At 48.0% G+C, this 22,876-nt stretch carries 23 protein-coding genes and 1 other annotated feature; of the genes, 1 reads left to right on the top strand and 22 read right to left on the bottom strand.

What is annotated here, in order from left to right; genetic code table 11:
• Window positions 1–94 precede the first annotated feature (94 nt).
• From obgE to ACUN27_RS06605, 18 genes are all read right to left on the bottom strand, one after another.
• Window positions 95–1,396, bottom strand: a complete 1,302-nt coding sequence (gene obgE / locus ACUN27_RS06690) for a GTPase ObgE (protein WP_315953606.1) — start codon at window positions 1,394–1,396, stop codon at window positions 95–97.
• Window positions 1,397–1,450: 54 nt separating this feature from the next.
• A complete protein-coding gene (locus ACUN27_RS06685) occupies window positions 1,451–2,206 on the bottom strand; it encodes a Spo0B domain-containing protein (RefSeq protein ID WP_315953607.1) in 756 nt (251 codons plus the stop codon).
• A 188-nt stretch (window positions 2,207–2,394) separates the two neighbouring features.
• On the bottom strand, window positions 2,395–2,706 hold the full coding sequence (rpmA, locus tag ACUN27_RS06680) for a 50S ribosomal protein L27 (protein ID WP_145661470.1): 312 nt from the start codon (window positions 2,704–2,706) through the stop codon (window positions 2,395–2,397).
• Window positions 2,707–2,710: 4 nt separating this feature from the next.
• The gene (locus ACUN27_RS06675; protein WP_315953608.1) at window positions 2,711–3,064 is read right to left on the bottom strand and encodes a ribosomal-processing cysteine protease Prp; all 354 of its coding nucleotides are present in this window, start codon (window positions 3,062–3,064) and stop codon (window positions 2,711–2,713) included.
• 11 nt (window positions 3,065–3,075) lie between these two features.
• Window positions 3,076–3,387, bottom strand: a complete 312-nt coding sequence (rplU, locus tag ACUN27_RS06670; RefSeq protein WP_127455312.1) for a 50S ribosomal protein L21 — start codon at window positions 3,385–3,387, stop codon at window positions 3,076–3,078.
• 12 nt (window positions 3,388–3,399) lie between these two features.
• Window positions 3,400–3,487: a sequence feature (ribosomal protein L21 leader region), on the bottom strand.
• A 53-nt stretch (window positions 3,488–3,540) separates the two neighbouring features.
• Window positions 3,541–4,704, bottom strand: a complete 1,164-nt coding sequence (locus tag ACUN27_RS06665) for an Rne/Rng family ribonuclease (protein WP_315953609.1) — start codon at window positions 4,702–4,704, stop codon at window positions 3,541–3,543.
• Between the two features lie 23 nt (window positions 4,705–4,727).
• Complete coding sequence (locus ACUN27_RS06660; protein ID WP_315953610.1) at window positions 4,728–5,603, bottom strand: M50 family metallopeptidase; 876 nt, start codon at window positions 5,601–5,603, stop codon at window positions 4,728–4,730.
• The gene (locus ACUN27_RS06655; RefSeq protein ID WP_315953611.1) at window positions 5,596–6,498 is read right to left on the bottom strand and encodes a M23 family metallopeptidase; all 903 of its coding nucleotides are present in this window, start codon (window positions 6,496–6,498) and stop codon (window positions 5,596–5,598) included. The genes ACUN27_RS06660 and ACUN27_RS06655 overlap by 8 nt, the downstream gene beginning before the upstream one ends.
• A 176-nt stretch (window positions 6,499–6,674) precedes the next feature.
• Window positions 6,675–7,823 (bottom strand): FtsW/RodA/SpoVE family cell cycle protein, encoded by a 1,149-nt coding sequence (locus tag ACUN27_RS06650; RefSeq protein WP_315953612.1) that lies wholly within the window; start codon window positions 7,821–7,823, stop codon window positions 6,675–6,677.
• Window positions 7,824–7,830: 7 nt separating this feature from the next.
• Window positions 7,831–8,625: a septum site-determining protein MinD gene (gene minD, locus ACUN27_RS06645; RefSeq protein WP_315953613.1), complete on the bottom strand. Its 795-nt coding sequence runs from the start codon at window positions 8,623–8,625 to the stop codon at window positions 7,831–7,833.
• Between the two features lie 42 nt (window positions 8,626–8,667).
• Entirely contained in the window at window positions 8,668–9,327 is a 660-nt protein-coding gene (gene minC, locus ACUN27_RS06640; protein ID WP_315953614.1) for a septum site-determining protein MinC, read from the bottom strand.
• Between the two features lie 72 nt (window positions 9,328–9,399).
• Window positions 9,400–9,927 (bottom strand): rod shape-determining protein MreD, encoded by a 528-nt coding sequence (mreD, locus tag ACUN27_RS06635; RefSeq protein WP_315953615.1) that lies wholly within the window; start codon window positions 9,925–9,927, stop codon window positions 9,400–9,402.
• A 13-nt stretch (window positions 9,928–9,940) separates the two neighbouring features.
• Window positions 9,941–10,792 (bottom strand): rod shape-determining protein MreC, encoded by an 852-nt coding sequence (gene mreC, locus ACUN27_RS06630; RefSeq protein WP_315953616.1) that lies wholly within the window; start codon window positions 10,790–10,792, stop codon window positions 9,941–9,943.
• A 45-nt stretch (window positions 10,793–10,837) separates the two neighbouring features.
• Window positions 10,838–11,872 carry a rod shape-determining protein gene (locus tag ACUN27_RS06625; RefSeq protein WP_127455304.1) on the bottom strand — a complete coding sequence of 345 codons (1,035 nt, stop codon included), beginning with the start codon at window positions 11,870–11,872 and terminating at the stop codon, window positions 10,838–10,840.
• Between the two features lie 35 nt (window positions 11,873–11,907).
• The gene (gene radC / locus ACUN27_RS06620) at window positions 11,908–12,597 is read right to left on the bottom strand and encodes a RadC family protein (RefSeq protein WP_157319215.1); all 690 of its coding nucleotides are present in this window, start codon (window positions 12,595–12,597) and stop codon (window positions 11,908–11,910) included.
• Window positions 12,598–12,706: 109 nt separating this feature from the next.
• Window positions 12,707–13,159, bottom strand: coding sequence for an RrF2 family transcriptional regulator (locus tag ACUN27_RS06615; protein WP_127455302.1), 453 nt, complete (start codon window positions 13,157–13,159; stop codon window positions 12,707–12,709).
• A 97-nt stretch (window positions 13,160–13,256) separates the two neighbouring features.
• Window positions 13,257–13,865 carry a Maf family protein gene (locus tag ACUN27_RS06610; protein WP_326063216.1) on the bottom strand — a complete coding sequence of 203 codons (609 nt, stop codon included), beginning with the start codon at window positions 13,863–13,865 and terminating at the stop codon, window positions 13,257–13,259.
• A 50-nt stretch (window positions 13,866–13,915) separates the two neighbouring features.
• Window positions 13,916–14,158, bottom strand: coding sequence for a DUF4321 domain-containing protein (locus ACUN27_RS06605; protein WP_127455301.1), 243 nt, complete (start codon window positions 14,156–14,158; stop codon window positions 13,916–13,918).
• 145 nt (window positions 14,159–14,303) lie between these two features.
• Between ACUN27_RS06605 and ACUN27_RS06600 the strand changes: the two genes are divergently transcribed.
• A complete protein-coding gene (locus ACUN27_RS06600) occupies window positions 14,304–15,542 on the top strand; it encodes an N-acetylmuramoyl-L-alanine amidase (protein ID WP_445558586.1) in 1,239 nt (412 codons plus the stop codon).
• A 55-nt stretch (window positions 15,543–15,597) separates the two neighbouring features.
• On the opposite strand, the gene ACUN27_RS06595 is transcribed toward ACUN27_RS06600, so the two are convergent.
• The 4 genes from ACUN27_RS06595 to ACUN27_RS06580 all read right to left on the bottom strand — a co-directional run bounded on the left by ACUN27_RS06595 (window position 15,598) and on the right by ACUN27_RS06580 (window position 22,610).
• Entirely contained in the window at window positions 15,598–16,944 is a 1,347-nt protein-coding gene (locus ACUN27_RS06595; RefSeq protein WP_326063214.1) for an SPOR domain-containing protein, read from the bottom strand.
• Window positions 16,945–17,097: 153 nt separating this feature from the next.
• Complete coding sequence (gene murC, locus ACUN27_RS06590) at window positions 17,098–18,486, bottom strand: UDP-N-acetylmuramate--L-alanine ligase (RefSeq protein ID WP_315953620.1); 1,389 nt, start codon at window positions 18,484–18,486, stop codon at window positions 17,098–17,100.
• A gap of 7 nt (window positions 18,487–18,493) precedes the next feature.
• On the bottom strand, window positions 18,494–19,879 hold the full coding sequence (locus ACUN27_RS06585; RefSeq protein ID WP_379170969.1) for a bifunctional folylpolyglutamate synthase/dihydrofolate synthase: 1,386 nt from the start codon (window positions 19,877–19,879) through the stop codon (window positions 18,494–18,496).
• A 61-nt stretch (window positions 19,880–19,940) separates the two neighbouring features.
• Complete coding sequence (locus ACUN27_RS06580; protein ID WP_445558585.1) at window positions 19,941–22,610, bottom strand: valine--tRNA ligase; 2,670 nt, start codon at window positions 22,608–22,610, stop codon at window positions 19,941–19,943.
• Window positions 22,611–22,876 lie beyond the last annotated feature (266 nt).

Genomic DNA, 22,876 nt, shown 5'->3' with positions numbered 1-22,876 from the left:
TCGTAATACTTTCCAATTTATATGTCAAGTATTGTGACATTAATCGGGGCTTCTATAACAAAAAAACACCCATCCCAAAGGATGAGTGTTCCCATCAACTCTTTTCATCAAATTCAAAATCAAAATCACCGATCTGAATCGTCTGCCCATGCACAGCGCCCCGGCTGCGCAAATCTTGATCGATCCCCATGTTCCGCAAAATGCGGGCGAATCGAGCGACGCCATCCTGCGTGCTGAAGTTCGTACGTTTGATCAACTTCTCAATCGAAGGGCTTTCGATCACGAAGACATCGTTTACGCGACGAATCGTGTAATCATTCTCTTCTTGTTTCTCGAAGCGATACACCTTACGCTCTTCTTTCTCTGCTACGCCCTCCACTTCAGGAGCTTGCGGAATGCTCTCTACGATGTCAGAAATCTTATACAGAAGCTCCTGCACGCCACCTCGTGTTAAAGCGGAGATTGGATACACCTCGAACTCTTTGCCATCGGCAGCAAGCTGTTCCTTGAACAAGGTAAGATTGTCCTCGGACTCCGGCATGTCCATTTTATTAGCAACAACGATTTGCGGGCGCTGCTCCAATTTAGCGTTATACAGCTTTATTTCCTCATTGATCATCAGGAAATCTTGATAAGGATCGCGTCCATCCGCTGCAGACATGTCCACGACATGCACGATAACTCGAGTCCGTTCTACGTGACGCAGGAATTCATGCCCAAGGCCCACACCTTCGTGCGCGCCTTCGATCAAACCGGGAAGGTCCGCCATGACGAAGCTGCGTCCGTCACCGACATCGACAACCCCAAGATTCGGGGTAAGGGTTGTAAAGTGGTACGCTGCGATTTTGGGCTTCGCCGCAGAAACGACCGACAGCAGCGTAGATTTCCCTACGCTAGGGAAACCGACTAGGCCGACGTCCGCCATCACTTTCATCTCCAGCACAACCCAGCGCTCTACACCTTCCTCGCCGTTCTCGGCAATCTCCGGCGCTGTGATGCGCTGTGTGACGAAGCGCGTGTTGCCCCGACCGCCGCGGCCGCCTTTGGCCACAACGACTTCCTGGCCATGGCGCGTCAAGTCTGCGATGATTTCTTGCGTATCATCGTCAATCACGGTTGTGCCCGGCGGGATGCGAACGATCATGTCCTCCGCGTTAGCGCCGTGCATCGATTTATTGCGGCCCTTCTCGCCGCGATCCGCCTTAAAATGCTTCTGATAGCGGAAATCCATTAGCGTACGCAGACCTTCGTCGACGCGAAAAATCACATCGCCGCCATTGCCTCCGTCACCACCGGCTGGACCGCCTTCCGGCACATATTTCTCACGTCGGAACGCAACTAAACCATCGCCGCCGTCGCCGCCTTTTACAAAAACCTTCGCTTTATCTACAAACATTTCTACACCTCAACTAAGATGAGACTTTGGTCAATGAAGTCCAAGGTCCCTCTATTATGTAAGAAACGGCAGTCGTACCGTGATAACCGCTTCTTCCTCTTGCCAATCGCTATTCTCAAGTGAAGATGAATGGGCATGGGAGCGCAACATTTCCTTCACTGCGATTTCCAACTGGTCCCTGCGATAGGGACCTTGATATACGAAATCAAGCAGTAAGCCATCTTCTTGAAGCTCGAATTCCAAGCTTAGTTTGCCGCTCTCATCGTCACTTGTTGCCGCATGCGCCTGCACGCATTCAGCCGTTTGCCTGACTAATCTTTCAATCAGTCCGCTTCGCAAAGGAAGCTGTCCCAAATTTATCTCTTCGTCTAAGGCAACTTCGAGCTCTAAGGACTTTGACTGCACTCGGAACAACAGCAAGTAAGCAATTAAAGAGGGGATACCCAGCTTGGATAGATTGCTTTCCTGCTGCATATTCATTTTTATTTTTTCCATATAAGGCTGTAAATTATCAAACTTCTTCAACTGAATATAACCAAATAAAATCTGGGTATCGTTCATCCAATCATGACGCAATCTGTTGATGACCTGTATCAAATTCCTCTGAGCAAGCTCTTCCTGCTCCCGAAGTTCTTGGTGCCGTTTCTCTTGAACGCTGCTTTCCTGCAATTTAAAAGCCGTGTAACCGCAAATGACGATGATTAGGAGTAATGCCACCCTGACAATCCAGGGTTCTAGAAATAACATTCCCGTTAACCCAATGAGCACAAGTGCCAATAAATAAACCTGTGCGCTGCTCACTCGTTTCATTCCTCGTCCGCTCCGTTCTCCCTGCTTTGTAACCGTTTATCCAGTATAGCATGGCCATCTTGCAAACGTCACCAAACAAATGAGAAAACCTCTGCCCTTGGCCATCCATAATGACTGACCGCGTTTAGAGGTTATCTTCATATTAGGAAAAAATCCCTGACGGGCTTATCGCTCGCCAGGGATTCTCATTACGCTTCTAGAGCTGCAGCCACAGGAGCTACATCAACTGGGTATACACTCACTTTTTTGCGATCGCGTCCAAAACGCTCGAATTTCACTACGCCTTGTACTAGAGCGAAAAGTGTATCATCCGAACCAATGCCCACGTTCGTTCCTGGGTGAATTTTCGTACCGCGTTGGCGATAGAGAATGCTTCCTGCAGTTACCGTTTGACCGTCTGCACGTTTAGCGCCAAGGCGCTTAGAGTGGGAGTCACGTCCGTTCTTTGTGGAACCTACACCCTTCTTGGAAGCGAAAAACTGGAGATCCAATTTCAACATGATGTTATCCTCCTTCGTTATAGATTGTTTCAATCGTTATATAGTCACCGTAATTGTCTGCAATGGTTTCTAGCATGACGACCATCGATTCCAGAATCACTTGGATCTGGTTCCATTTCTCCGGTACTGTCCGAGCGCTGTCTGGTATCGTAATATCCATAAAGCCCCGTTCCATCTCGTGAATAGGAATAACTCCCGTTAAGGATTCAATCGAATTATATGTACCGAACGTTACCGCCGATACTGCAGCACAGACTAAGTCTTTGCCTGGTACGTCAAATTCAGCATGGCCTTCCACTACAAAAGATACAATTTGAGGTGAATCCGGTACTAGACGCTTTATGGTCACGTAGATCATAAGCTCGCCTCTTACGCTTGGATTTTCTCAACTACAACTCTTGTGTATGGTTGACGATGACCTTGCTTTTTGTGGTAGTTCTTTTTCGGTTTGTACTTATACACGATAACTTTCGCGCCTTTGCCGTGTTTCTCCACTTTCGCGGAAACTGCAGCACCGGATACCAATGGAGCACCTACAACTACGCCGCTCTCTTTGGATACCATAAGCACACGATCAAAAGAAACAACTTCACCTTCAGCTGCGTTCAATTTCTCGATGTAAAGAACATCGCCCTCTTGAACTTTGTACTGTTTACCACCTGTTTCAATAATTGCGTACATTTTCATGACCTCCTCATGTCTCAGACTCGCCTTGTCCAGGTGACGGTCCGGATGAATATCCAACCGTACTTCAACCCGTTTCGTGCGGTTACAGCATGCCTAAACAACACACTCCGAGTATTATATCACAGAAACATTTTCATATGCAATGTTTTATTTGCGTTTTCGCGTCATTTCCAGCAAGCCTAGCTTCGTCCAGCCAACGATTATCGTTTTGGAACGATCCTTGCGCACAGCCTGCGTAATGTTCTCCATAACCGCCGCGCGGTTGACTTCCGAAATCATATCAATAAAATCAACGATAATAATGCCTCTAATATTCCGCAGGCGCAGAAGCCTTGGAATCTCACTTGCCGCTTCACGATTAATATCGGTGACTGTCTGTTCCAAGTTAATCGATCCGGTATATCTGCCTGTGTTCACATCAATAACCGTCAGCGCTTCGGTCTGATCGATGATCAAGTAGCCGCCGCTCGGCAGCCAAATCTTCCTTCTAAAACTTACATTCAACTCTTCCGTTACGCCAAAATGATCGAACAGCGGAGTCTTCCGGTCGTAGAAAGCGATTCTCCCCCGCCAACTCGGGTGCTGCTTGCGAAGCAGCTGTCTCATCTCTTCGAACACTTTGGAGTCATTCAGCCAAACTTCATTCACTTCCGAAGTAATAACGTCACGGGCTAAGCGCGGCAAGAGATCCAGATCTTGATAAAGCTGCGCCGGAGCTTCCGCTCCTAATGCTTTGGATTGAATCATCTGCCACAATTCTCGCAAATTTTGCAAATCGTCGCGGATCGCTTCTTCGCTTTGGCCAAGAGAACCTGTCCGAAGGATAACCCCTTCGCCAGGGAGCAAATTGCCTTCTGCCAGCTGCTTGAGGCGCTGCCTTTCGGCTTCTAAGTCAATTTTACGGGAAATTGCGATGTAGTCGGCACCTGGCATGTACACAATCCAGCGGCCAGGAATAGAAACATGTGTCGTTACTCTTGCACCTTTGGTCCCTTGCGGATCTTTGGACACTTGTACCATAAGCAGTTGCCCAACTTCAGCAAGCTCCGTTATTGAGGGTTTAATCTTAGGTTGCTTGTCCAAATGGACAGGGAGGAGATCGTCTATATAAAGAAAGGCATTTTTCGCAAGTCCAATATCGACAAATGCCGCCTGCATGCCGGGAAGTACATTGACGATGCGACCCATGTAGATGCTGCCTGCTCTTTGGGAATCAAGCGGATACTGCGAATCATACTCAACAAGGCGACCTTCTTCCAGCAATGCCGCTTGTGTAAGCTCCGGTGCGCAGTGAATTATAAGTTGCTTCATACACGTTCACCTCACCAGTTATTTTACATGAAAAGATCGGAAACTGCACTCCCCGGTTTTTTTCCATCCAAATAACCGCTCACCAACTGCTGTTCAGGCAATATAGCTTGAATGCGTCCCGCCTCGTTGACAATGTAAATTAAATGGTATTTTTCCCGCATAAAAAGCTTCAACGTATCGGCCATTGTCCGATGTTTCGTTATGACGATCGGCTGCGCCAAAGTGCCGCGGCTCAGCAGCAGGCTTACCCGGCTCCCGCGGCCTATCAAAAAGCGAAAAAAGTGATACGGCAGCTGCCGGTACGCGTACCAATTTGACACTAGCAGAAAAATGCCGATCACTAATATATTCAGCGGCAGCTGCCCGTTAATCAGCTGTAAAATTGCCATGACAATGATGCCAAGACTTAAGAACATGGATATCCAAACCGAATATAAAATCGTATTATGGTACGACAATAAATACCCCAGTAAGGATTGCATCACTTTACCGCCATCCAGCGGCATGACCGGGAGAAGGTTGAACAGACAGATCATGATGTTAGCTTCAATAAAATAATCCCACCAACTCGCGGTCCCAACCTCCAGCCACTTCATAAGAAGCGCCAAAATAATTAGCCATACATGCTGCAGCGGACCCGCTAAAGCAACCACGAGTTCCTCCCATGTCGGTACACTTCCTAGCTCATCCACGACAAGCACACCGCCGAAGGGGAGCAGTTGTACCTCCCGCACCCGCCAGCCAAAGCCGTTTGCAGCTGCCAAATGACCGAGTTCATGAACGAGGACGATGCCGAATAAGGTAATCGCCTCAAGAAAATAACCCGTAAAGGCGGAACCAATTAAAACAAGTGTAAATAAAGGGTGAAACCGATAGGTTGTTCCGGCCAATTTAATCAAAGGAGATCACATCCGTTGGGTTGACAGGGCGGCCATCTCTCGTAAACGCGACATAAAGTGTGCCTTTGGCGGGGTCTTTCTTAGAGGCTTTGCCGACGAGTTCTCCTACCTTCATCCAATCTCCTGCTTCAACGCTAACCTCACTTAACCCCCCGTACAGGGACTGCATCCCTCCTGGATGGCGGATGATAACCGTTGTACCCGTTTCAGCCGAAACCCCGGAGAAAACGACTTGTCCCGTGTCCAGCGCATAGACAGGCGCATATTCCGCCGTATTTAGCGTGACCCCAAGTTGATTGGTCCCATCGAATGGCTTGATGATACTCCCTTTTACAGGTGCATACAGGGTCCGCTTAGTGGTACTTACCTTTACGGCTTCGTCCCCTACACGATTAAAGCTCGGAATAAAGGACGGCGAGCCACCGAATTGATTCGTATACCAAGTCGATAAGGCGTTGAAATCATAAGACTGCGTTAACGAAGCCGCAACGAACTGCTTGCCTTTGTTCGCCCATGGCTGATTCAGCTGAAACATGCCGTACAGAGAGGCAAAAAGCACACAGCTAACCAACAGCTTGACCGCTATTTTGCGTGGGGATGGAGGCGCGAACAGCCCTCTCTCTCCATCATCCGGTGGTCCGCCGCCGCTTAGCGTCTTGTCCATCAATATTTTCTGCTGCCAAGCGTATTCGGGATCTTCCATCCGCCTTTTCCAGTCTGCATCCACATAAAGCGGAAGTTCCACCTGCTGCTGCCGTGGCGGCGGCACAGGCACATGTTCCATCATTCTGGTTGCTCTCGGCGGGCTCCCATTGACGTTCGCATGCTCAGATGATTCGCGCAAATGGCGAAGCCGTTCCAATCGCCTTTGTTTCACTTTATCTTTGACTTCCATGGAAGCCCCTCCCAAACGTTTTCCTTCCGGAAAACAATCTTCATATCGCTGTATTCGCAAATCTTGCATAGTACAGCCTATGAGAAGCAGGACAAGATTATGTGATAATCCGCAGGGAAACGCCTCCGAACGGACAGAAAAAAAGCCCCTGACTGGTCGCCAGGGACTTAATCTTTTTAAAACAATTCCGGTTCACGATCCTGATGGAGCTTAACGCTCATCACCAGGCCAAGCGAAAGCATGTTGATCAAAAGCGAGGTTCCCCCATAACTAACGAATGGAAGGGTAATTCCCGTTAATGGCATTATGCCGATCATCATGCCTACATTTTCAAAAATTTGAAAGACGAACATGGAGACAACGCCAACCACGATATAAGCTCCGCTAAGCTGAGTGCTTTGAATGGAAATCAGAATCATGCGGTAGATCAGCAAGAAATAGATGAGCAGCAGAACTGCAGAACCTCTAAAACCGAATTCTTCCCCCACCACAACAAAGATGGAATCCGAATAAGCAAAAGGAATGAAGTTACTGTGGACAGAAGTTCCCTTAAGAAAGCCTTCGCCTTCAAGACCCCCTGAACCGATAGCTCGAATCGCATTTTTCACTTGATAGCTGTCATCTTCCGTTACATCTTGCGGATATAGGTAGGTGTCGATACGGTCCATCCAGTGGCTGAAGCCGTACCCTTTGAGCGTTTCAAACAAACTTGTATGAAACGTCTTATAAAGGGTGAGCATCAGGAAACCCAGCCCTGCTAGAATCACGACACTCAACAAGACGTGCGAGTATTTGATATTGCCGATCCAAAGCATGCCGAGCAGGATAATGACGAAAATGATCGCATTCCCTAAGTCCGGCTGAATCAAAACGAGGATGAACGGAAGCAGCACTGCCGCACATACAGGGATTAAATCGTTCTTGATTTGTAGCAGCTCACCGCCACGCTTGGCGAGGAGCGCAGTCACGCAAATAATCAGAATAAGCTTCACCAGCTCCGCAGGCTGGAAGGTCAAGCCTCCCGGAAGCTCAAACCAGCCGCGCGCTCCGTGAATTTTTTTACCGAAAAAATAAACTGCCACCAAGGATACGATACCGATACCGTACAAGACTGGGGCAATCCGTATGAGTACACGATAATCAAAAAGGCTGCAGGCTAGAAAGGCAAGTAATCCGACGGCATAGAGAATAAGAATTTTGGATATCGAGATGACAATGGACGGATGATCCACGGACGCACTGTAGACCGTCATTGTGCTGATAACCATGAAGGCGAACAAAATAACAACAATAGGAATGTCGATGTTTTTCAGTTTTGCGAGCACAGCAAGATCATCCTATTCCGATAAACTTTTTCATACGTTTGACCCAGCCAGTCTTGTCTTCGAGCTGCATGAGAGGCACCGTGTCGCCCAAAATCCGGCGAGCTACGTTACGATAAGCAATCGCAGCGCGGGACGATGGGTTCATCACGGTCGGCTCGCCCGCATTGGCCGCCTTAATGACATGCTCGTCATCCGGCACGATGCCGAGCAGATCGATGGCAAGGACCGAGCAAATTTCGTCAATATCCAACATCTCGCCTTTTTTCATCATCATCGGACGAATTCGATTAATGATGAGCTTCGGCGAAGAAATTTTCTCATTCTCCAGCAGTCCGATAATGCGGTCAGCATCCCGTACCGCAGCGTTCTCCGGGGTCGTTACAACGATCGCTTTGTCAGCGCCCGCTACCGCATTTTTGAAGCCTTGTTCAATACCTGCCGGGCAATCTATGATGACGAATTCAAAGTCTTTTTTAAGCTCAAGAATAATATCTTTCACTTGCTCCGGCGATACCGCATGCTTGTCCTTCGTCTGGGCAGCAGGCAGCAGATACAACTCTTCGAAGCGCTTATCTTTGATTAAGGCTTGTGGTAAACGGCAGCGTCCTTCCGCGACATCCACAAGGTCATAAATGATTCGGTTCTCGAGTCCCATGACGACATCCAAATTGCGCAGGCCAATATCGGTGTCCACCATGCATACTTTTTTCCCTAAAAGCGCCAATGCTGTTCCAAGATTTGCTGAAGTCGTTGTTTTGCCAACGCCGCCTTTTCCCGAAGTAACAACGATTGCCTCTCCCATATGTTCTCACCCCACGCGCTATTTTCTATAACGTATATAAGTTTATAATTTCAAATTCGAATCAGGGGAAATCCGATGAAGCTGATGAAGTTTATCGATTTCCATTTTACCATCTTTCACATAAGCAAACTCCATAAAAGCCTCATCAATGCCCCATTCATCCGGAGAACGACTAATAATTCCAGCGATCCGCAATTGGGTCGGGCGCATATGAGAAGCGGCAATAATCGCTTTATCATCGCCGTCAATCCCGGCATGCGCCATTCCGCGAAGCGAGCCCATAATATAAATGTTCCCGGTAGAGGTAATGGTTCCGCCTGGATTAACATCGCCTAAATAAAGTAAATCCCCCTCATGATGGAGGGTTTGTCCCGAACGAATCATACCTCTTAGCGTTGACATTCTTGCAGCAGGTTCTACGACTACTTCCTTACGAGGCTCACTTTCAATCGATTGAATCAGCAGATTGCCCTTTTGCTTAATGACAGATCTGATTTCTTCTTTCTGCTCCTCGGTTGCTTCCCTGCTGCCTAATTTAACGTGCACATGAATAATCGGTCCGGTCAGTATTTGCTGATGGGTTTTCTCCAGCTTATGCTGCAGCTCTTTCAGCAAATCTTGCCAATCGCATGCATCGTTTAGTAAAAAAACAAGGCCATCTTTGACCCCTTTTATCATCACATGGTGCTTAGCTACAGACATAATTGAATGACGACCTCCCAACCTATACATTTCGGCTCTTGTCGTGGATTCTCCTGCTAACCGCCTGGAAAATTAATCTTCGGTATTCGCAGGTACGATCCGCTTTCCTTCGAGCAGCTTGCGAATCGGTACGTAGCAAATCAAGGCGAAAAGCAAATTAAACAGCACGCTTGGGAGCATGTAGTGGGTGAGAGCAAATTTCAACTCAATATCAATGAGCTTAAACAAGTGGTTAATGCCATAATCGATGAACTCAAACAACAGCAGACCGACGCCTATAATGAGCAGATTATAAAAGATGAGGTTAGGCTGCCTGCGCTGCGCCAGTCCCGCCAAGTACCCGGTGAGTCCCATCCCGAAGGAATACACGCCGAGCATGGCCCCATAATAGTTAAAATCATGCAGGAGACCGAACAACAGTCCATAAATCAGTGCCGAATGTCGATGATGGAAAAGTCCGATGAACAAAATAAAGACCAGTGTAAAATGGGGGGTAACATGAACACTGCTTTGCCATGCAGATGGGATGAGCCAAACCACAATGGAGCCTTGCAGGATAAACAAGCCTAATAGAATGAGCCACAGCAAATGTCGAGTCACGTAACGGCTCACCTCATTTCACTTCCGGAACTTCGACGACGAACACTTCGCGAATACGGTTAAACGAAGCTTTGGGCTTCACCATAACTTTGTAGGTGATCCCGAATTCCCCTGGGCCGATGGAGGAGATTGTCCCTACTTCAATTCCCTTAGGAAATACTTGACCCAAGCCTGATGTAATAATCGTATCTCCAACTTTCATGTCGTCCGCATGTTCCACCTTGTTCATCACGAGTTCCCCTGTATTGCTGTCATAAGACTCAATCATGCCGAATGGCTGGCTCGCATTGCCTTTCACAGTGACCGCTATCGCCTTGGAGTTGTTGTCGGAATCCGTGATTTCTTTCAGCAGCTGCACATTGGAATGAAAGCCGAACACTTTACTCACTCTGCCAACTAATCCATCGACTGTCATAACCGCCATATTCTCTTTGATGCCGTCCTTGTCGCCTAAATTAATCGTCACTGTACTGTTGTACGGATCATTATCCACCGTAACAACCTCGGCAATCCGATACGTGTACGCGTTGGCTTGACGCTGACGTTCTGTAAAGCCCAGGGCTTCCATCAGTCGCTTATTTTGCGATTCCAGATCGTTCAATCGCTGCGTATCTCTCGCATACTGTGTAAGGGTCAGCTTCAGCGTCTTATTTTCTTCATAGATGACTCTTAGCTGCCGTATGTCTTCAAAGAAACCCGCTACCTGCGCAGCGGGCTTGTATAAGAGTCCTTGCGTCCACGATACCGAGTCTTTGACAAATTTCTCCGGCCATGTCATCGGTCCCCGGTTTCCCAGCGTTAATCCCATCAATATAAAGAAGCAGACTAAACCGAACATCAGGAAAATCAGCCTCTTGTTTCCCATGAATTTGAACAAAATGAGCACCTTCTAACGAATTCTTGACGAATATTAACGCTTATAGCGTGAACCTGAACCTGATTTATTTTTAAATAAATGAATATTTTCCAAGGCGCGGCCTGTCCCAATCGCTACGCAATCAAGCGGATTCTCTGCAACCAGAACGGGCATGCCGGTTTCTCTAGCAAGCAGGCGATCCAGATTGCGCAACAAACCGCCACCGCCGGTTAATACAATCCCGCGGTCCATAATATCCGCTGACAGTTCGGGCGGACACTTCTCCAACGTCACTTTCACAGCTTCAACGATCGCATTCACCGTATCCGTCAATGATTCTGTGATCTCATCAGAGGTTACGCTCATTGTCTTCGGCAAACCGGAAACAAGGTCACGTCCACGGATTTCCAGTGTTTCCGGCTGCTCCATTGGCAGCGCAGAACCAATCTCCATCTTGAGTGTCTCCGATGTGCGTTCCCCAATCATGAGATTGTATGTACGTTTAATGTATTGAATGATGGCCTCGTCCATTTCATCCCCGGCAATGCGGATGGAACGGCTCGTTACAATGCCCCCAAGCGAGATAACCGCTACTTCTGTGGTTCCCCCTCCGATATCGACAACCATGCTTCCCGTTGGTTCCCATACAGGAAGATCTGCGCCGATCGCTGCCGCAAACGGCTCTTCAATCGTATAGGCTTCACGCGCTCCGGCTTGTTTCGTTGCGTCTTCCACCGCACGTTTCTCTACGGCCGTGATGCCAGAAGGCACACAAACCATCACATTAGGGTGACGTTGGAATAACCAGCGCTGCTTTTGAGCCTGTCTCAAAAAGTAGCGAATCATCGTTGACGTTGTTTCAAAATCAGCAATAACGCCATCTTTCATCGGGCGAATTGCACGAATGTTGCCTGGCGTGCGGCCGATCATTTTTTTGGCTGCGTCTCCAACAGCCTCGATTGTTTTCGTATCCGTACGTAGAGCAACCACCGATGGTTCTCTAACGATTATTCCTCTGCCTTTTACATAAACCAGTGTATTCGCTGTACCTAAATCAATTCCCAGATCTTTCGTAAAGCCTCCAAACATGGCAGTTACTCCTTTCCTATTGCCAACCTATTATATTACATAAAGCCTTCTTCCTTCAAACTTATGAATCTCTGATCACCTATGATAACATGATCCAACACTTCAATACCAATAATAGTTCCTGCTTCCACCAAACGGTGGGTTAGCTGTATATCTTCCGGGCTTGGGGTGGGATCTCCACTAGGATGATTATGTACACAAACAATAGACGCACTGCTTCTTTTTATGGCTGCACGGAAAACTTCGCGAGGGTGGACGATGGACGCGTTCAAGCTGCCCATGGAGAGTGTTTCTTGCGCAAGCACATGATTTTTCGTATTCAAAAACAAACAAACGAAATGTTCCTTCTGTAAATATCGCAGCTCCTCGCTCATTAAATTCGCGATATCCTTCGGTGAACGAATCGTAATTCGCTCAGCGAATGTGCTTTTGGCAATTCGTCGACCGAGCTCGATACCGGCTAGAATTTGCAGCGCTTTGGCATCACCAATGCCTTTGATTTGCGTAAGCTGATCCTTGCTCATGTCCACAAGGCTGCGCAATCCTCCGGACTCGCTTAAGATGCGGCTTGCCAGACGAACCGCTGATTCCGAAACCGTTCCTGTTCGAAGAATAATCGCCAACAGCTCGGCGTGGCTTAACGCCTCAGCTCCATATTGAAGCATTCGCTCTCTTGGTCTTTCTTCTGTCGGTACTTCACGAAGCATTAAACTTGTGACTTCCATCAATTCCCCTCTTTCCATCTGTAGGTTGTGTTACTTATCCGTATCCCATTCATAGCGATAAGGGTCTTAAAACGACACAAAACCCCCGGATTATAAGATCCGAGGGCTTCTAGGATAACTGCTCATTATTCAATTCCGGGCATCCGTACGCTTTGATTCGTTCCAGCATACCGCCGATGGTATATCCATCGAAGTATAATTCCATCTGTTTTTCGGCGTCTGCGAAAACGTTGCCCATCAGCTTATCCATTTTGGATGAAATGATACAATCGTTATTCTTCTCATCACCGGAACACCAGCTTGGTTTCAAAGAACCATGACAAGTTAATCGGTATATTTCACCGAGCGTCACATCATCCGGATTACGGCAGAGAATGAATCCGCCCCCGATGCCTTCTTTGGTTGAAACGTAACCTGCTTTTCGCAGAAAGCCCATAACTTTACGTATACGAGCAGAATGTGTGGATACATTTGTAGCAATTTCTTCACTGGTTGCCATATGGTCAGGCAAATTTGCAAGAAATACGAGACTGTGGACGGCTATTGTAAATTCGCTGTTCATGGCCAATCCTCCCTGAAGTTGCGATGTCATGTCGCTTACTGTCATTGTAACCGTTACAGATTGCACAGTCAATGTGTGAACGATTAGAAAGGAGAGATTACAGGACTTGAATATCGAAGGTTAACAGCAAATCACTAAGCAAGGAAAGCGGCAAACCAACAACTGTAAAATAGTCCCCTTCAATGGCTTCAACGATGGTTGCGCCAATCCCTTGAATCGCATAGGAGCCGGCTTTGTCCTTAGGCTCACCTGTCGCGATATATCGACGAATCTGCTCGTCTGACATGGCTTTCATCTTCACATTCGTTACGCTGTGCGAGACCACCTGCTTGCCTGTAGCTGCATCGATGCAAGCCACTCCACTGTATACCTGATGCGTTGTGCCTTGCAGACCTTTCAACATCCGGAAAGAATCCTCTTCATCCACGGGCTTGCCAAGAACCTCATTGTGAAGCACAACAACCGTATCAGAACCCACGATAATCCCATGCTTTTCACTGGCCTCCAGCATCTCACGAACCGTTGACGCCTTACGTACCGATAGAACTTCTACTAGCTCTGAAGGCGTTATTTTTCCTTCTACGGTCTCATCCGCGTCGCTCACCCGAATGATATAGGGTAATCCAAGTCCTTGAATCAGTTCCTGCCTCCGTGGCGAGGATGAAGCAAGAATTAATCTTTGCTCGTGGTTTGGTGATTTACTCAACATAAACAACTCCTAGCTTATGATAATGTCCGAATAGGATTCAATGCCGATTATAGCTTGCGATACAGGAGGAAAGCACCCACTAATCCAAGAATACTGCACAAATTTAGTCTCACCAGAAGATGCAGCTCATATTTCACAACTTGCAGATCTGCCTTTGGATCCCAAGTAATCGAGGCCGATTTGGTTAAAAAAGATAGAGCAGGCACAGGAGTCAGCAGCTGGCCGACGATAATCCCGGTTATCAATCCGATGATTAAAAATATGACTAAGGTAAAAGTGCCTTTTTTCATCGCTGTCATCCTCTCTTCTATGTACAAGCCCTATTATACGGGCACACTCTAATTTTTTCCATGAAAATGTAACCGGATGGTGATTCTTACCTGCTTACATCCTTAGCTGTTCCTAGTAAGATAGATTTCGGAGGTACTTCAACTTATGACCTTACTTAAAAGACTTATTTTGCTCACCTTTATACTTACGATAGCGTTTCCTTATCAAGCTTTTGCCTATAAAATCGTTCTCGATGCCGGACATGGCGGGAGCGACCCCGGTGCCTCGGGCGTGAACGGTTTGAAGGAGAAAGATGTCAATCTCGACATCACGCAAAAGCTGCGGGACGAGCTAACGAAGCGAGGTTACGAAGTCGTCCTGACAAGAACCGATGACACGTATTGGTCACTCGCGGAGCGCGTGAATTTTACAGATGCCTTGAAAGCGGATCTATTCGTCTCCGTACACGCCAATTCGCATCCGAACGGCACAACCAGAGGCAGCATGGTGCTCTACTACGACAATGATTACCCCCAAGAGGATTATCCCGCAAGCGACAAAATGAAACAGTTAACACCCTACAGTAAAGATTTGGCTCAGCATGTTTTGGATTCCTTGGTTTCGGCAGCCGGTACAAAGAACTTAGGTTTAGTTCCAAGCGCGGTTTACGTAGCTAGAATGGGCAGCATTCCAAGTATTCTTGTGGAAACAGCTTTTCTAAACCAACCCGACGATGCAGCATTGCTTGCAAGTGAAGCCGTTCGAGCGAAAATGGCCGTTGGGATTGCGAACGGCATTGCAGGCTATGCGCCGCCTGTATTCACAGATTCCCTAGGGCATTGGGCAAGAGAGTCCATTCTGCGTATGAAAAATAAAGGCATTATTGATGGAATAAACAATCAGTATCAACCGGATCGCGCTTTGAAAAGAGCGGAATTCCTCACATTGATGGATCGCGCATTTTCATTCGACAAACTCGCAACCGCTTGTACGCCAAGTGGAACCGTCACCTCAGCGGTATATAGCTGCCAGACGGCTGACCAAACGTACAAAGACCTGCCCGCTTCATACTGGGCAAGCCCCGTTTTCGCCAAAGCGCAACAATTAAATCTGCTTCAAGGATATGCCGATGGAACGATTCGCCCTGAACAGCCCATCACCCGTGGCGAAGTCGCTTATCTTTTCGACCGCCTCACCCAACTGTCTACAAAAAGTGGGGGGCAAAGCCCGACCCCTAAAGTAACCTTTGACGATGTGCCAGCAGACTTGTGGAGTGCCAAAGCTATTTATGCTTTGAAACAGAAGGGCATCATTAACGGAATCACAGATACTTCATTCAAACCGGAGCAAACGATGACACGCGCAGAGATTGCTGCCCTGTTAGATCGTTACTTCGCAAAATAAAAAAGCAGGTGTCTTCCAAAGCTCCAATGAGCTCTGGGGACACCTGTTTTTTTGATTAAGAAACGCTTATTTTCTTCAGCAGATCTTTCTGTGCCAGAATGTACTGCATCATGGATGTTTGAGCTTGCCAGAGCATCGCCGTGGAAGGGCTTTTCTTGTACTCATCCATCGATTGCACGGCACTGTTCAAGGAGGAAGTCATCTTTTGGACGATGGGCTTGGCGTCATCGCTTAAGCCTTCATTTAGCGCCGTAGACAACGTAGTCAGCGATTGGTGAGAAGTGTGAATCGTTTGCAGCGAACTATCCGAAAGCGCACTCGGCTTCGTTTCAGCCAGATGAATAAGGGCCAATTCATTAATTGTATTCACAAGCTTATTTGCTTCTGTTAGGAAGGCAGGCACGGAATCGGGCTTTTGACCGCTCCAGCGGATTCCTGTCACTGCCGGGATGTCTAGGCTTTTGATATATACTTCTATCGTTTTATCCACGGTTTGGACTTGTTGTCTCAAGGTAGTGGCGTCGTCTTTGTTGTTGGCAAATCCCACAAATACCGTGAGCTTATCCGAACTGTCCAGTGCGGATGCCAAGCCTTTCTTTTTCAGCGTATCCTGGATGGCTTGAGCGCCCTGTATGGAGCTGAACACCCCATTTTGCAGGAATGTATAGGATTTAGCCGGAATTTGAACCGGTGTGACAGCGCCAGCCGTTACAGGCAGGCCAGCTGCTTGATCTGTGCCTGTCTTGGTAGCACCGCCCGGCGCTTTCGAAGGAACAGCCGCTACATTAGCGGAAGGAACAGCGATCGTAGTCTTGCCGGGTGCTGTGTCCGTCGCGGCACGGTCGGTTGGCGAAAACATCGAGAGGACAAAAAATCCGAAAGCGACTCCCGTCACGACTGCTCCTGCTACGGAAGTTGCAATACGTATCCAAGGCGCGCCGTTTGACTTCGCATATCTAGCGCCAACTTCCGGTTCTATATAAGGCCCCTTATGCGTCCAACTCGACCACTCATCGCGATTTCGCTCTGTTACCGGCTCTGGTCTTTCGACAGGCACCTCTGCCCTCACTTGCTGTTCCCGAATGGCCTGAGACTCGCGGATAATTCGCTCGACTCTTTCGCCTTCCGTCTCAATCTGGCTGTTCCAGTTGCCGAAATCCGTAGTGAACGTGTTCAGCGCATGCGGTTCAAATAAGCTTTCTACTTGCTCTCTCTCAGCTTGTTGATAGGATGTTATCTCCTCTGAGTTTTGCGTATCATTGGGAGAATTCGTTACTACCTTATATTCTTCTTGATAGAGTGGGATCACCTTTTCTTCAGGACCGGGCACTCGCGAGGCTTTACGATTCGATTCTGCCGGCTCCTTGGCGTCGAAACGATACGTGATTCTTGCTTTACTCATTCCATTCACTCCTCATAAAATGTATTTGGAAACGGACCCGCCGTCATCTTGTCCAAATCTTCTGTTACTAGATTATGATTGAGAGAATTGAAATATGTTTGGTTAAGCAAAAAAAGACCGCCTCCAGCCAATTGGCTTACAGCGATCTTTCCTCTAACCGTTCGTCTCGTATTTCTTGCGCAGTGACTTCGCTAAACCGTCGGCGGCTTTCCAGATATCCCCCGCACCCATGGTCAGCACCAGATCACCTGGCTGTACATGATCGATTAAATACCCAAGAACATCTTCCCTTGTGGCAATGTGCTGAACATTAGGATTGCTGTTGCTCTTGATCAATTCAACTAGTTTAGCTGAATCTACTCCCTCAATCCGCTTCTCGCCCGCAGGAGAATAAATATCGGTAATAATCACCTCATCCGCCTCATCAAAAGAGCGGCTAAATTGCTCAAATAGATAATAGGTACGCGTATAACGTTGAGGTTGGAAAACTGCAATGATCCGTTTGCCTGTTGCTTTGGCAGCAGAGATCGTTGCTTGAATCTCAGTCGGATGATGCGCATAGTCATCAATGACCAGGATGTTTTCTACTTCCCCGAGCACCTGGAATCTACGCTTCGCACCCCGGAATTCTTGAATAGCCTCCGCAATCTTCTCAAAAGGCAGTCCCGCTTCCAGGCATGTGATCAATGTCGCTAATGCGTTATACACGTTGTGCTTCCCTGGTACAGATAAGCTAACCTGCCCAAGCAGCGCACCTTTGCTGTGAACGTTAAACGTAACCTTACGGTCACCTAACGAAATATCGCTGGCTACATAGTCAGCGTCATTATCTATCCCATACGTGACGACTTCGCTTTGAATGGCCGGAATCATTTCACGTAAAAACATATCATCTTGACATACAATCGCTTTTCCACCAGGTCTTACTTGGCTGAGAAATTGCTTATAAGCTTGCTTTAAATTCTCGAAATCGCCATTATAGTTCTCTAAATGATCAGCTTCAATGTTATTTACTAGAGCAAGGGTTGGATGATATTGCAGGAACGTACCATCGCTTTCATCGGCTTCCGCTACAACGAATTCACCCTTGCCTGCTTTGGCATTGCTGCCGACATTCATGATTTCGCCGCCGATAATATAAGTCGGATCTATTCCGCAAATTTCCATAACCAAAGCGATCATCGAGGAGGTCGTTGTTTTACCGTGTGCTCCTGCAACCGCAATGCCTTTGCGTTCGTTCATAAGTCTTGCCAGCATCTGTGAGCGGTGAATGACCGGAATGTTTAATTCCTCCGCCGCTTGCATCTCCACATTATCTTTGGATAAGGCTGTCGAATAAACAACCAAATCAGCACCTGATACATTGCGAGCTTCATGCCCTATGAAAACTTGCGCACCCTTCGCTTTTAACTTTTCCGTTAACTCTTGGTGTGCCAGGTCGGAACCGGAAATCCGGTAACCCATTTCAAGCATGACTTTGGCAATAGCACTCATGCCGTATCCGCCGATGCCTATAAAATGTACGTGTTCTGCTTGACTCACGCCGTTCTCACCATCCTTTTTCAGAATCGGTTTGATAGGTAATCCAAGAACGAACATCAGAGATTAAATACAGCGTGCCGGATACGACCGCCAGATCATCCTGCTCAGTTCTGCTTGTAAGGAGTTCTAATGCCCGCTTCCAATCGCGCTCAACCACGATATCCACCTGACGGTCCATATCATGAAGAAGTTCACGTGCTAGCTCCGCGAGCATCTCGGCATCCCCTTTTTTATGAAAATCGGGTTCCGTAATGATAAGTGTATCCACCAATGGTAGTATATGCCTGAGGTAGCCCGTATGATTCTTTGTCGAAAGCATTCCCATCATGAGATTCAGCTTTCGGTAGCTATAGACGGTTTGAAGCGCAGCAGCAAGTGTCGCGGCACCTTCAGGATTATGCGCACCATCGAGCAATACACGAGGCTCGTTCGAAATCATCTCAAGCCGCCCCGGCCAGCGAGTCTCTTTCAGCCCTTTGTACAAATCCTCATCATCCACGATGCAGGCATAGTATTGACGAAGCACTTCCAGCGTCATCACAGCCACTGCGGCATTCTTCAGCTGATGTTCACCATTCAGCGAAATCGGCACGCCCGGGATCGGCCGGAATGGCCCCGTGAAATCAAAGGTCTGAAGGTCCAATTGACTCGTCACATTCGCGTAATTGAATTGATCTCCAAGCGAGTAAAGCGTCGCTTTCTTGGCTTTCGCCGTTTGTTCGATAACGCTCCAGCCTTCATGAGGCTGGGCTGCCGTAATAATAGGAACACCGGCCTTAATGATACCCGCTTTTTCAGCAGCTACTTTTTCGATGGTATCTCCCAGAATGTCCATATGGTCATGACCAACATTGGTAATGACGGTTACGACCGGATTCACGATATTCGTGCTATCCAGCCTTCCCCCCAAGCCTGTTTCCCATACTACATAATCGGGATAAGCCACTTTGCCGAAATACATAATGGCGAGGGCCGTAGAAATTTCAAACATCGACGGAGCGCCAAGTTCAGTTTCGGCAATCTCGTCAATAACAGGCTTCATGTCATTCACCAGTCTAAGCAGATCAGCGTCCGGAATGTCCTCACCGTTCACTTGGATACGGTTCGTATACTTTTCCAAATACGGGGACGTGAACGTCCCCACATCATACCCGCATGCCCGCAAGACAGAAGTTAAATAAGCGCATGTAGAGCCCTTGCCATTCGTACCCGCCACATGAATGAATTTCAATCTGCGTTCAGGGTGACCGAGTTTCTCCATCAACATCTGCATCCGTTGGAGTCCCGGTTTGATACCGAGTTTCTCCATCCGTCCGACAATCCAAGCGATCGCTTCTTGCGCGCTTTGGAAAGCAGCCGGATGGTTGTCTTTGAATTCGTTCATCGATCTCATCCTCATTTACTATATGAATCACCTTGTATTCGTAACTAGGCAATCGTTGGTTTTATTGAAATTATCCCTTTAATTCCGCTAAACGAGCAATCACTTTATCACGCTTATCCGCATAGTCTGCCAGCTTAGCCTTTTCTTCCTCGATCACCTTCGCAGGCGCCTTGGCCACAAAGCCCTCATTGCCCAGCTTTTTCTCGATACGTTCAACTTCCCCATGCAGAGTTTGCAGCTCTTTATCCAAACGCACGAGCTCTTGCGCAATATCAATTAGCCCTGCAAGCGGCAAGAACAACTCTGCTCCTGTGATGATTGCTGTCATCGCTTTCTCCGGTGCGCCCATGTCAGCGTCGATTTGCAGCAGGGATGTGTTGCAGAAACGCTTCAGGTACTCTTCGTTCCTTTGAAGAATACTTTGCGTCTCACTGCTTGCCGGTTTGATCAACAGCTCAACCTTTTTGCTCATCGGAACGTTAACCTCGGCGCGGATGTTACGAACGGAACGGATGGCATCCATCAGCAGCTCCATCTCGCGAACAGCATCCGGCGATTCGAACGCCGGATTCTCAGTCGGCCAAGAAGCAAGCGTAATCGTTTCACCTTCATGCGGCAAATGCTGCCAAATTTCTTCGGAGATGAACGGCATGAACGGATGAATAAGGCGCTGTGTGCGATCAAGCACGTAGGCCAATACGGATTGCGTCTTCTTCTTCGCAGCTGCATCTGTACCGTATAGGCTCAATTTACTGAACTCAATGTACCAATCACACAGGTCATCCCAAATGAAATTGTACAGCAAGCGGCCGGTTTCACCGAATTCATAGCTGTCGATCAGGCGAGTTACATCGCGAACCGTTTCATTCAAACGATGCAGAATCCAGCGATCGGCTGTGCCAAGTTGGCCTGTCAGATCGATATCTTCAGCCTTAACGCCTTCAAGATTCATAAGCGCAAAGCGGGAGGCATTCCAGATCTTATTGGCAAAATTGCGAGCCTGCTCCACTCGCTCCCAACGGAAGCGGAGGTCCTGTCCCGGCGTGCTGCTCGTAGAAATCATATACCGCATAGCATCTGCGCCATATTTCTCAATCACTTCTAACGGATCTACGCCGTTGCCAAGCGATTTGGACATCTTACGACCTTCGGAGTCGCGTACAAGTCCATGCATCAACACGTCTTTGAACGGAATTTGGTCCGTAAATTCAAGGGCCGTGAAGATCATGCGAGCTACCCAGAAATAGATAATATCATAACCCGTTACTAGAACATTCGTAGGGTAGTAACGTTTAAGGTCTTCCGTATCGTTCGGCCAGCCCAATGTGGAGAACGGCCATAGAGCTGAACTGAACCATGTATCAAGAACATCGTTATCTTGTTTTAGATTCGTGCTTTGGCAGTGTGTGCACGCTGAAGCGTCCTCACGGGATACCGTAATTTGGCCGCAATCTGCGCAATGCCAAGCTGGAATGCGGTGACCCCACCATAGCTGACGGGAAATACACCAATCACGCACATTCTCAATCCAGTTCAAATAAGTTTTCTCAAAGCGATCTGGTACAAAGTTGACCCCTTTGCCTGATTTTTGCGCATCGATCGCTTGATCGGCAAGCGGCTGCATTTTTACGAACCACTGTGTGGACAAGTACGGCTCGATAACGGCACCGCTGCGCTCACTGTGGCCTACTTGGTGAACATGCTCTTCAATTTTGATCAGAACGCCTTGTTCTTTCAGATCAGCCACGATTTGCTTTCGGCATTCGAAACGATCTTTGCCTTGGTAAGGGCCCGCGTTCGCATTCATCGTACCCGTTTCATCCATTACCAGAATTTGCGGCAGATCATGGCGTTTCCCTACTTCGAAATCGTTCGGGTCATGAGCCGGCGTAATTTTCACCGCACCGCTTCCGAACTCTTTCTCAACATACTCATCGGCAATAACCGGAATCTCGCGATTTACAATTGGAAGCAGCAATTTCTTGCCGATCAAATGCTGGTAGCGCTCATCCTTCGGATGTACAGCAACCGCCGTATCTCCAAGCATCGTCTCTGGACGCGTTGTAGCAACAACAATGGAATCCAGGCCGTCTGTCGTTTTGTAAGACAAATGGTAAAGCGCGCCTTGAACCTCTTTATATTCAACTTCGATGTCTGATAACGCCGTGCGTGCCGCAGGATCCCAGTTAATAATATAGTTTCCGCGGTAAATAAGTCCTTTTTCATACAAGCTGACGAAAACTTCACGAACGGCTTGTGACAACCCCTCATCCAGCGTGAAACGCTCACGGGAATAATCCAAAGAAAAGCCCATTTTAGCCCACTGCTCACGAATGGTGTTCGCGTACTGCTCTTTCCATTCCCAAACCTTCTCAAGGAACTTCTCGCGTCCCAGATCATAGCGGGATTGGCCATCCTCGCGGAGCTTTTGTTCCACTTTCGTTTGTGTCGCAATGCCCGCATGGTCGGAACCAGGCAGCCAAAGCGTGTCATAACCTTGCATCCGCTTCGTACGAACCAAAATATCCTGCAGTGTGAAATCAAGCGCATGCCCGATATGCAGCATCCCCGTTACGTTAGGCGGCGGAATCACAATGGTGTAAGTCTCCGCGTCCGGACGGCCGCCCGCTTTGAAAAACTCATTTTTAATCCAGTAATCGTACCACTTTCGCTCCGCTTCTTTGGGGTCGTACGTGGTAGGCATTTGCAATTGCTCTTTCGTTTCATTCGCTTCGGTCATAAGATTACCTCCATTACTGTTATCTCTGTTAAATAGGCTTTTAAAGGCCTGTCATTAAGCTCGTCTGCTAGGTTAAATCAAACAAAAAAAGCCCTCCGCCCGCAAAGGACGAAAGGCTTGCTTCCGTGGTACCACCTTTATTCCGCGCAGCTTCAATATGAAGCGCGTGGCTCTCAAACAGATAACGGCTGCGGCCGGCAAATGCTAAGTGAGCTACTCCGCGGATCGCGGGCGCTTCCCGTCACATTCACAACTCCAGGGCGACT

It is taken from the genome of Paenibacillus sp. WC2504 (genome assembly GCF_052682475.1).
The sequence above is the reverse complement of the archived record's forward strand: the minus strand, read 5'-3'. Positions and strand labels throughout refer to the sequence as shown.

Coding starts and splice junctions, on each gene's coding strand:
- ACUN27_RS06655 (WP_315953611.1), bottom strand. CDS start 6,498: ATGGAAGTCAAAGATAAAGTGAAACAAAGGCGATTGGAACGGCTTCGC.
- rplU (WP_127455312.1), bottom strand. CDS start 3,387: ATGTACGCAATTATTGAAACAGGTGGTAAACAGTACAAAGTTCAAGAG.
- minC (WP_315953614.1), bottom strand. CDS start 9,327: ATGTCTGTAGCTAAGCACCATGTGATGATAAAAGGGGTCAAAGATGGC.
- minD (WP_315953613.1), bottom strand. CDS start 8,625: ATGGGAGAGGCAATCGTTGTTACTTCGGGAAAAGGCGGCGTTGGCAAA.
- ACUN27_RS06625 (WP_127455304.1), bottom strand. CDS start 11,872: ATGTTTGGAGGCTTTACGAAAGATCTGGGAATTGATTTAGGTACAGCG.
- ACUN27_RS06615 (WP_127455302.1), bottom strand. CDS start 13,159: ATGAACAGCGAATTTACAATAGCCGTCCACAGTCTCGTATTTCTTGCA.
- ACUN27_RS06595 (WP_326063214.1), bottom strand. CDS start 16,944: ATGAGTAAAGCAAGAATCACGTATCGTTTCGACGCCAAGGAGCCGGCA.
- mreC (WP_315953616.1), bottom strand. CDS start 10,792: ATGGGAAACAAGAGGCTGATTTTCCTGATGTTCGGTTTAGTCTGCTTC.
- ACUN27_RS06685 (WP_315953607.1), bottom strand. CDS start 2,206: ATGAAACGAGTGAGCAGCGCACAGGTTTATTTATTGGCACTTGTGCTC.
- radC (WP_157319215.1), bottom strand. CDS start 12,597: ATGGAAGTCACAAGTTTAATGCTTCGTGAAGTACCGACAGAAGAAAGA.
- ACUN27_RS06600 (WP_445558586.1), top strand. CDS start 14,304: ATGACCTTACTTAAAAGACTTATTTTGCTCACCTTTATACTTACGATA.
- obgE (WP_315953606.1), bottom strand. CDS start 1,396: ATGTTTGTAGATAAAGCGAAGGTTTTTGTAAAAGGCGGCGACGGCGGC.
- ACUN27_RS06580 (WP_445558585.1), bottom strand. CDS start 22,610: ATGACCGAAGCGAATGAAACGAAAGAGCAATTGCAAATGCCTACCACG.
- ACUN27_RS06675 (WP_315953608.1), bottom strand. CDS start 3,064: ATGATCTACGTGACCATAAAGCGTCTAGTACCGGATTCACCTCAAATT.
- rpmA (WP_145661470.1), bottom strand. CDS start 2,706: ATGTTGAAATTGGATCTCCAGTTTTTCGCTTCCAAGAAGGGTGTAGGT.
- ACUN27_RS06585 (WP_379170969.1), bottom strand. CDS start 19,879: ATGAGATCGATGAACGAATTCAAAGACAACCATCCGGCTGCTTTCCAA.
- ACUN27_RS06605 (WP_127455301.1), bottom strand. CDS start 14,158: ATGAAAAAAGGCACTTTTACCTTAGTCATATTTTTAATCATCGGATTG.
- ACUN27_RS06665 (WP_315953609.1), bottom strand. CDS start 4,704: ATGAAGCAACTTATAATTCACTGCGCACCGGAGCTTACACAAGCGGCA.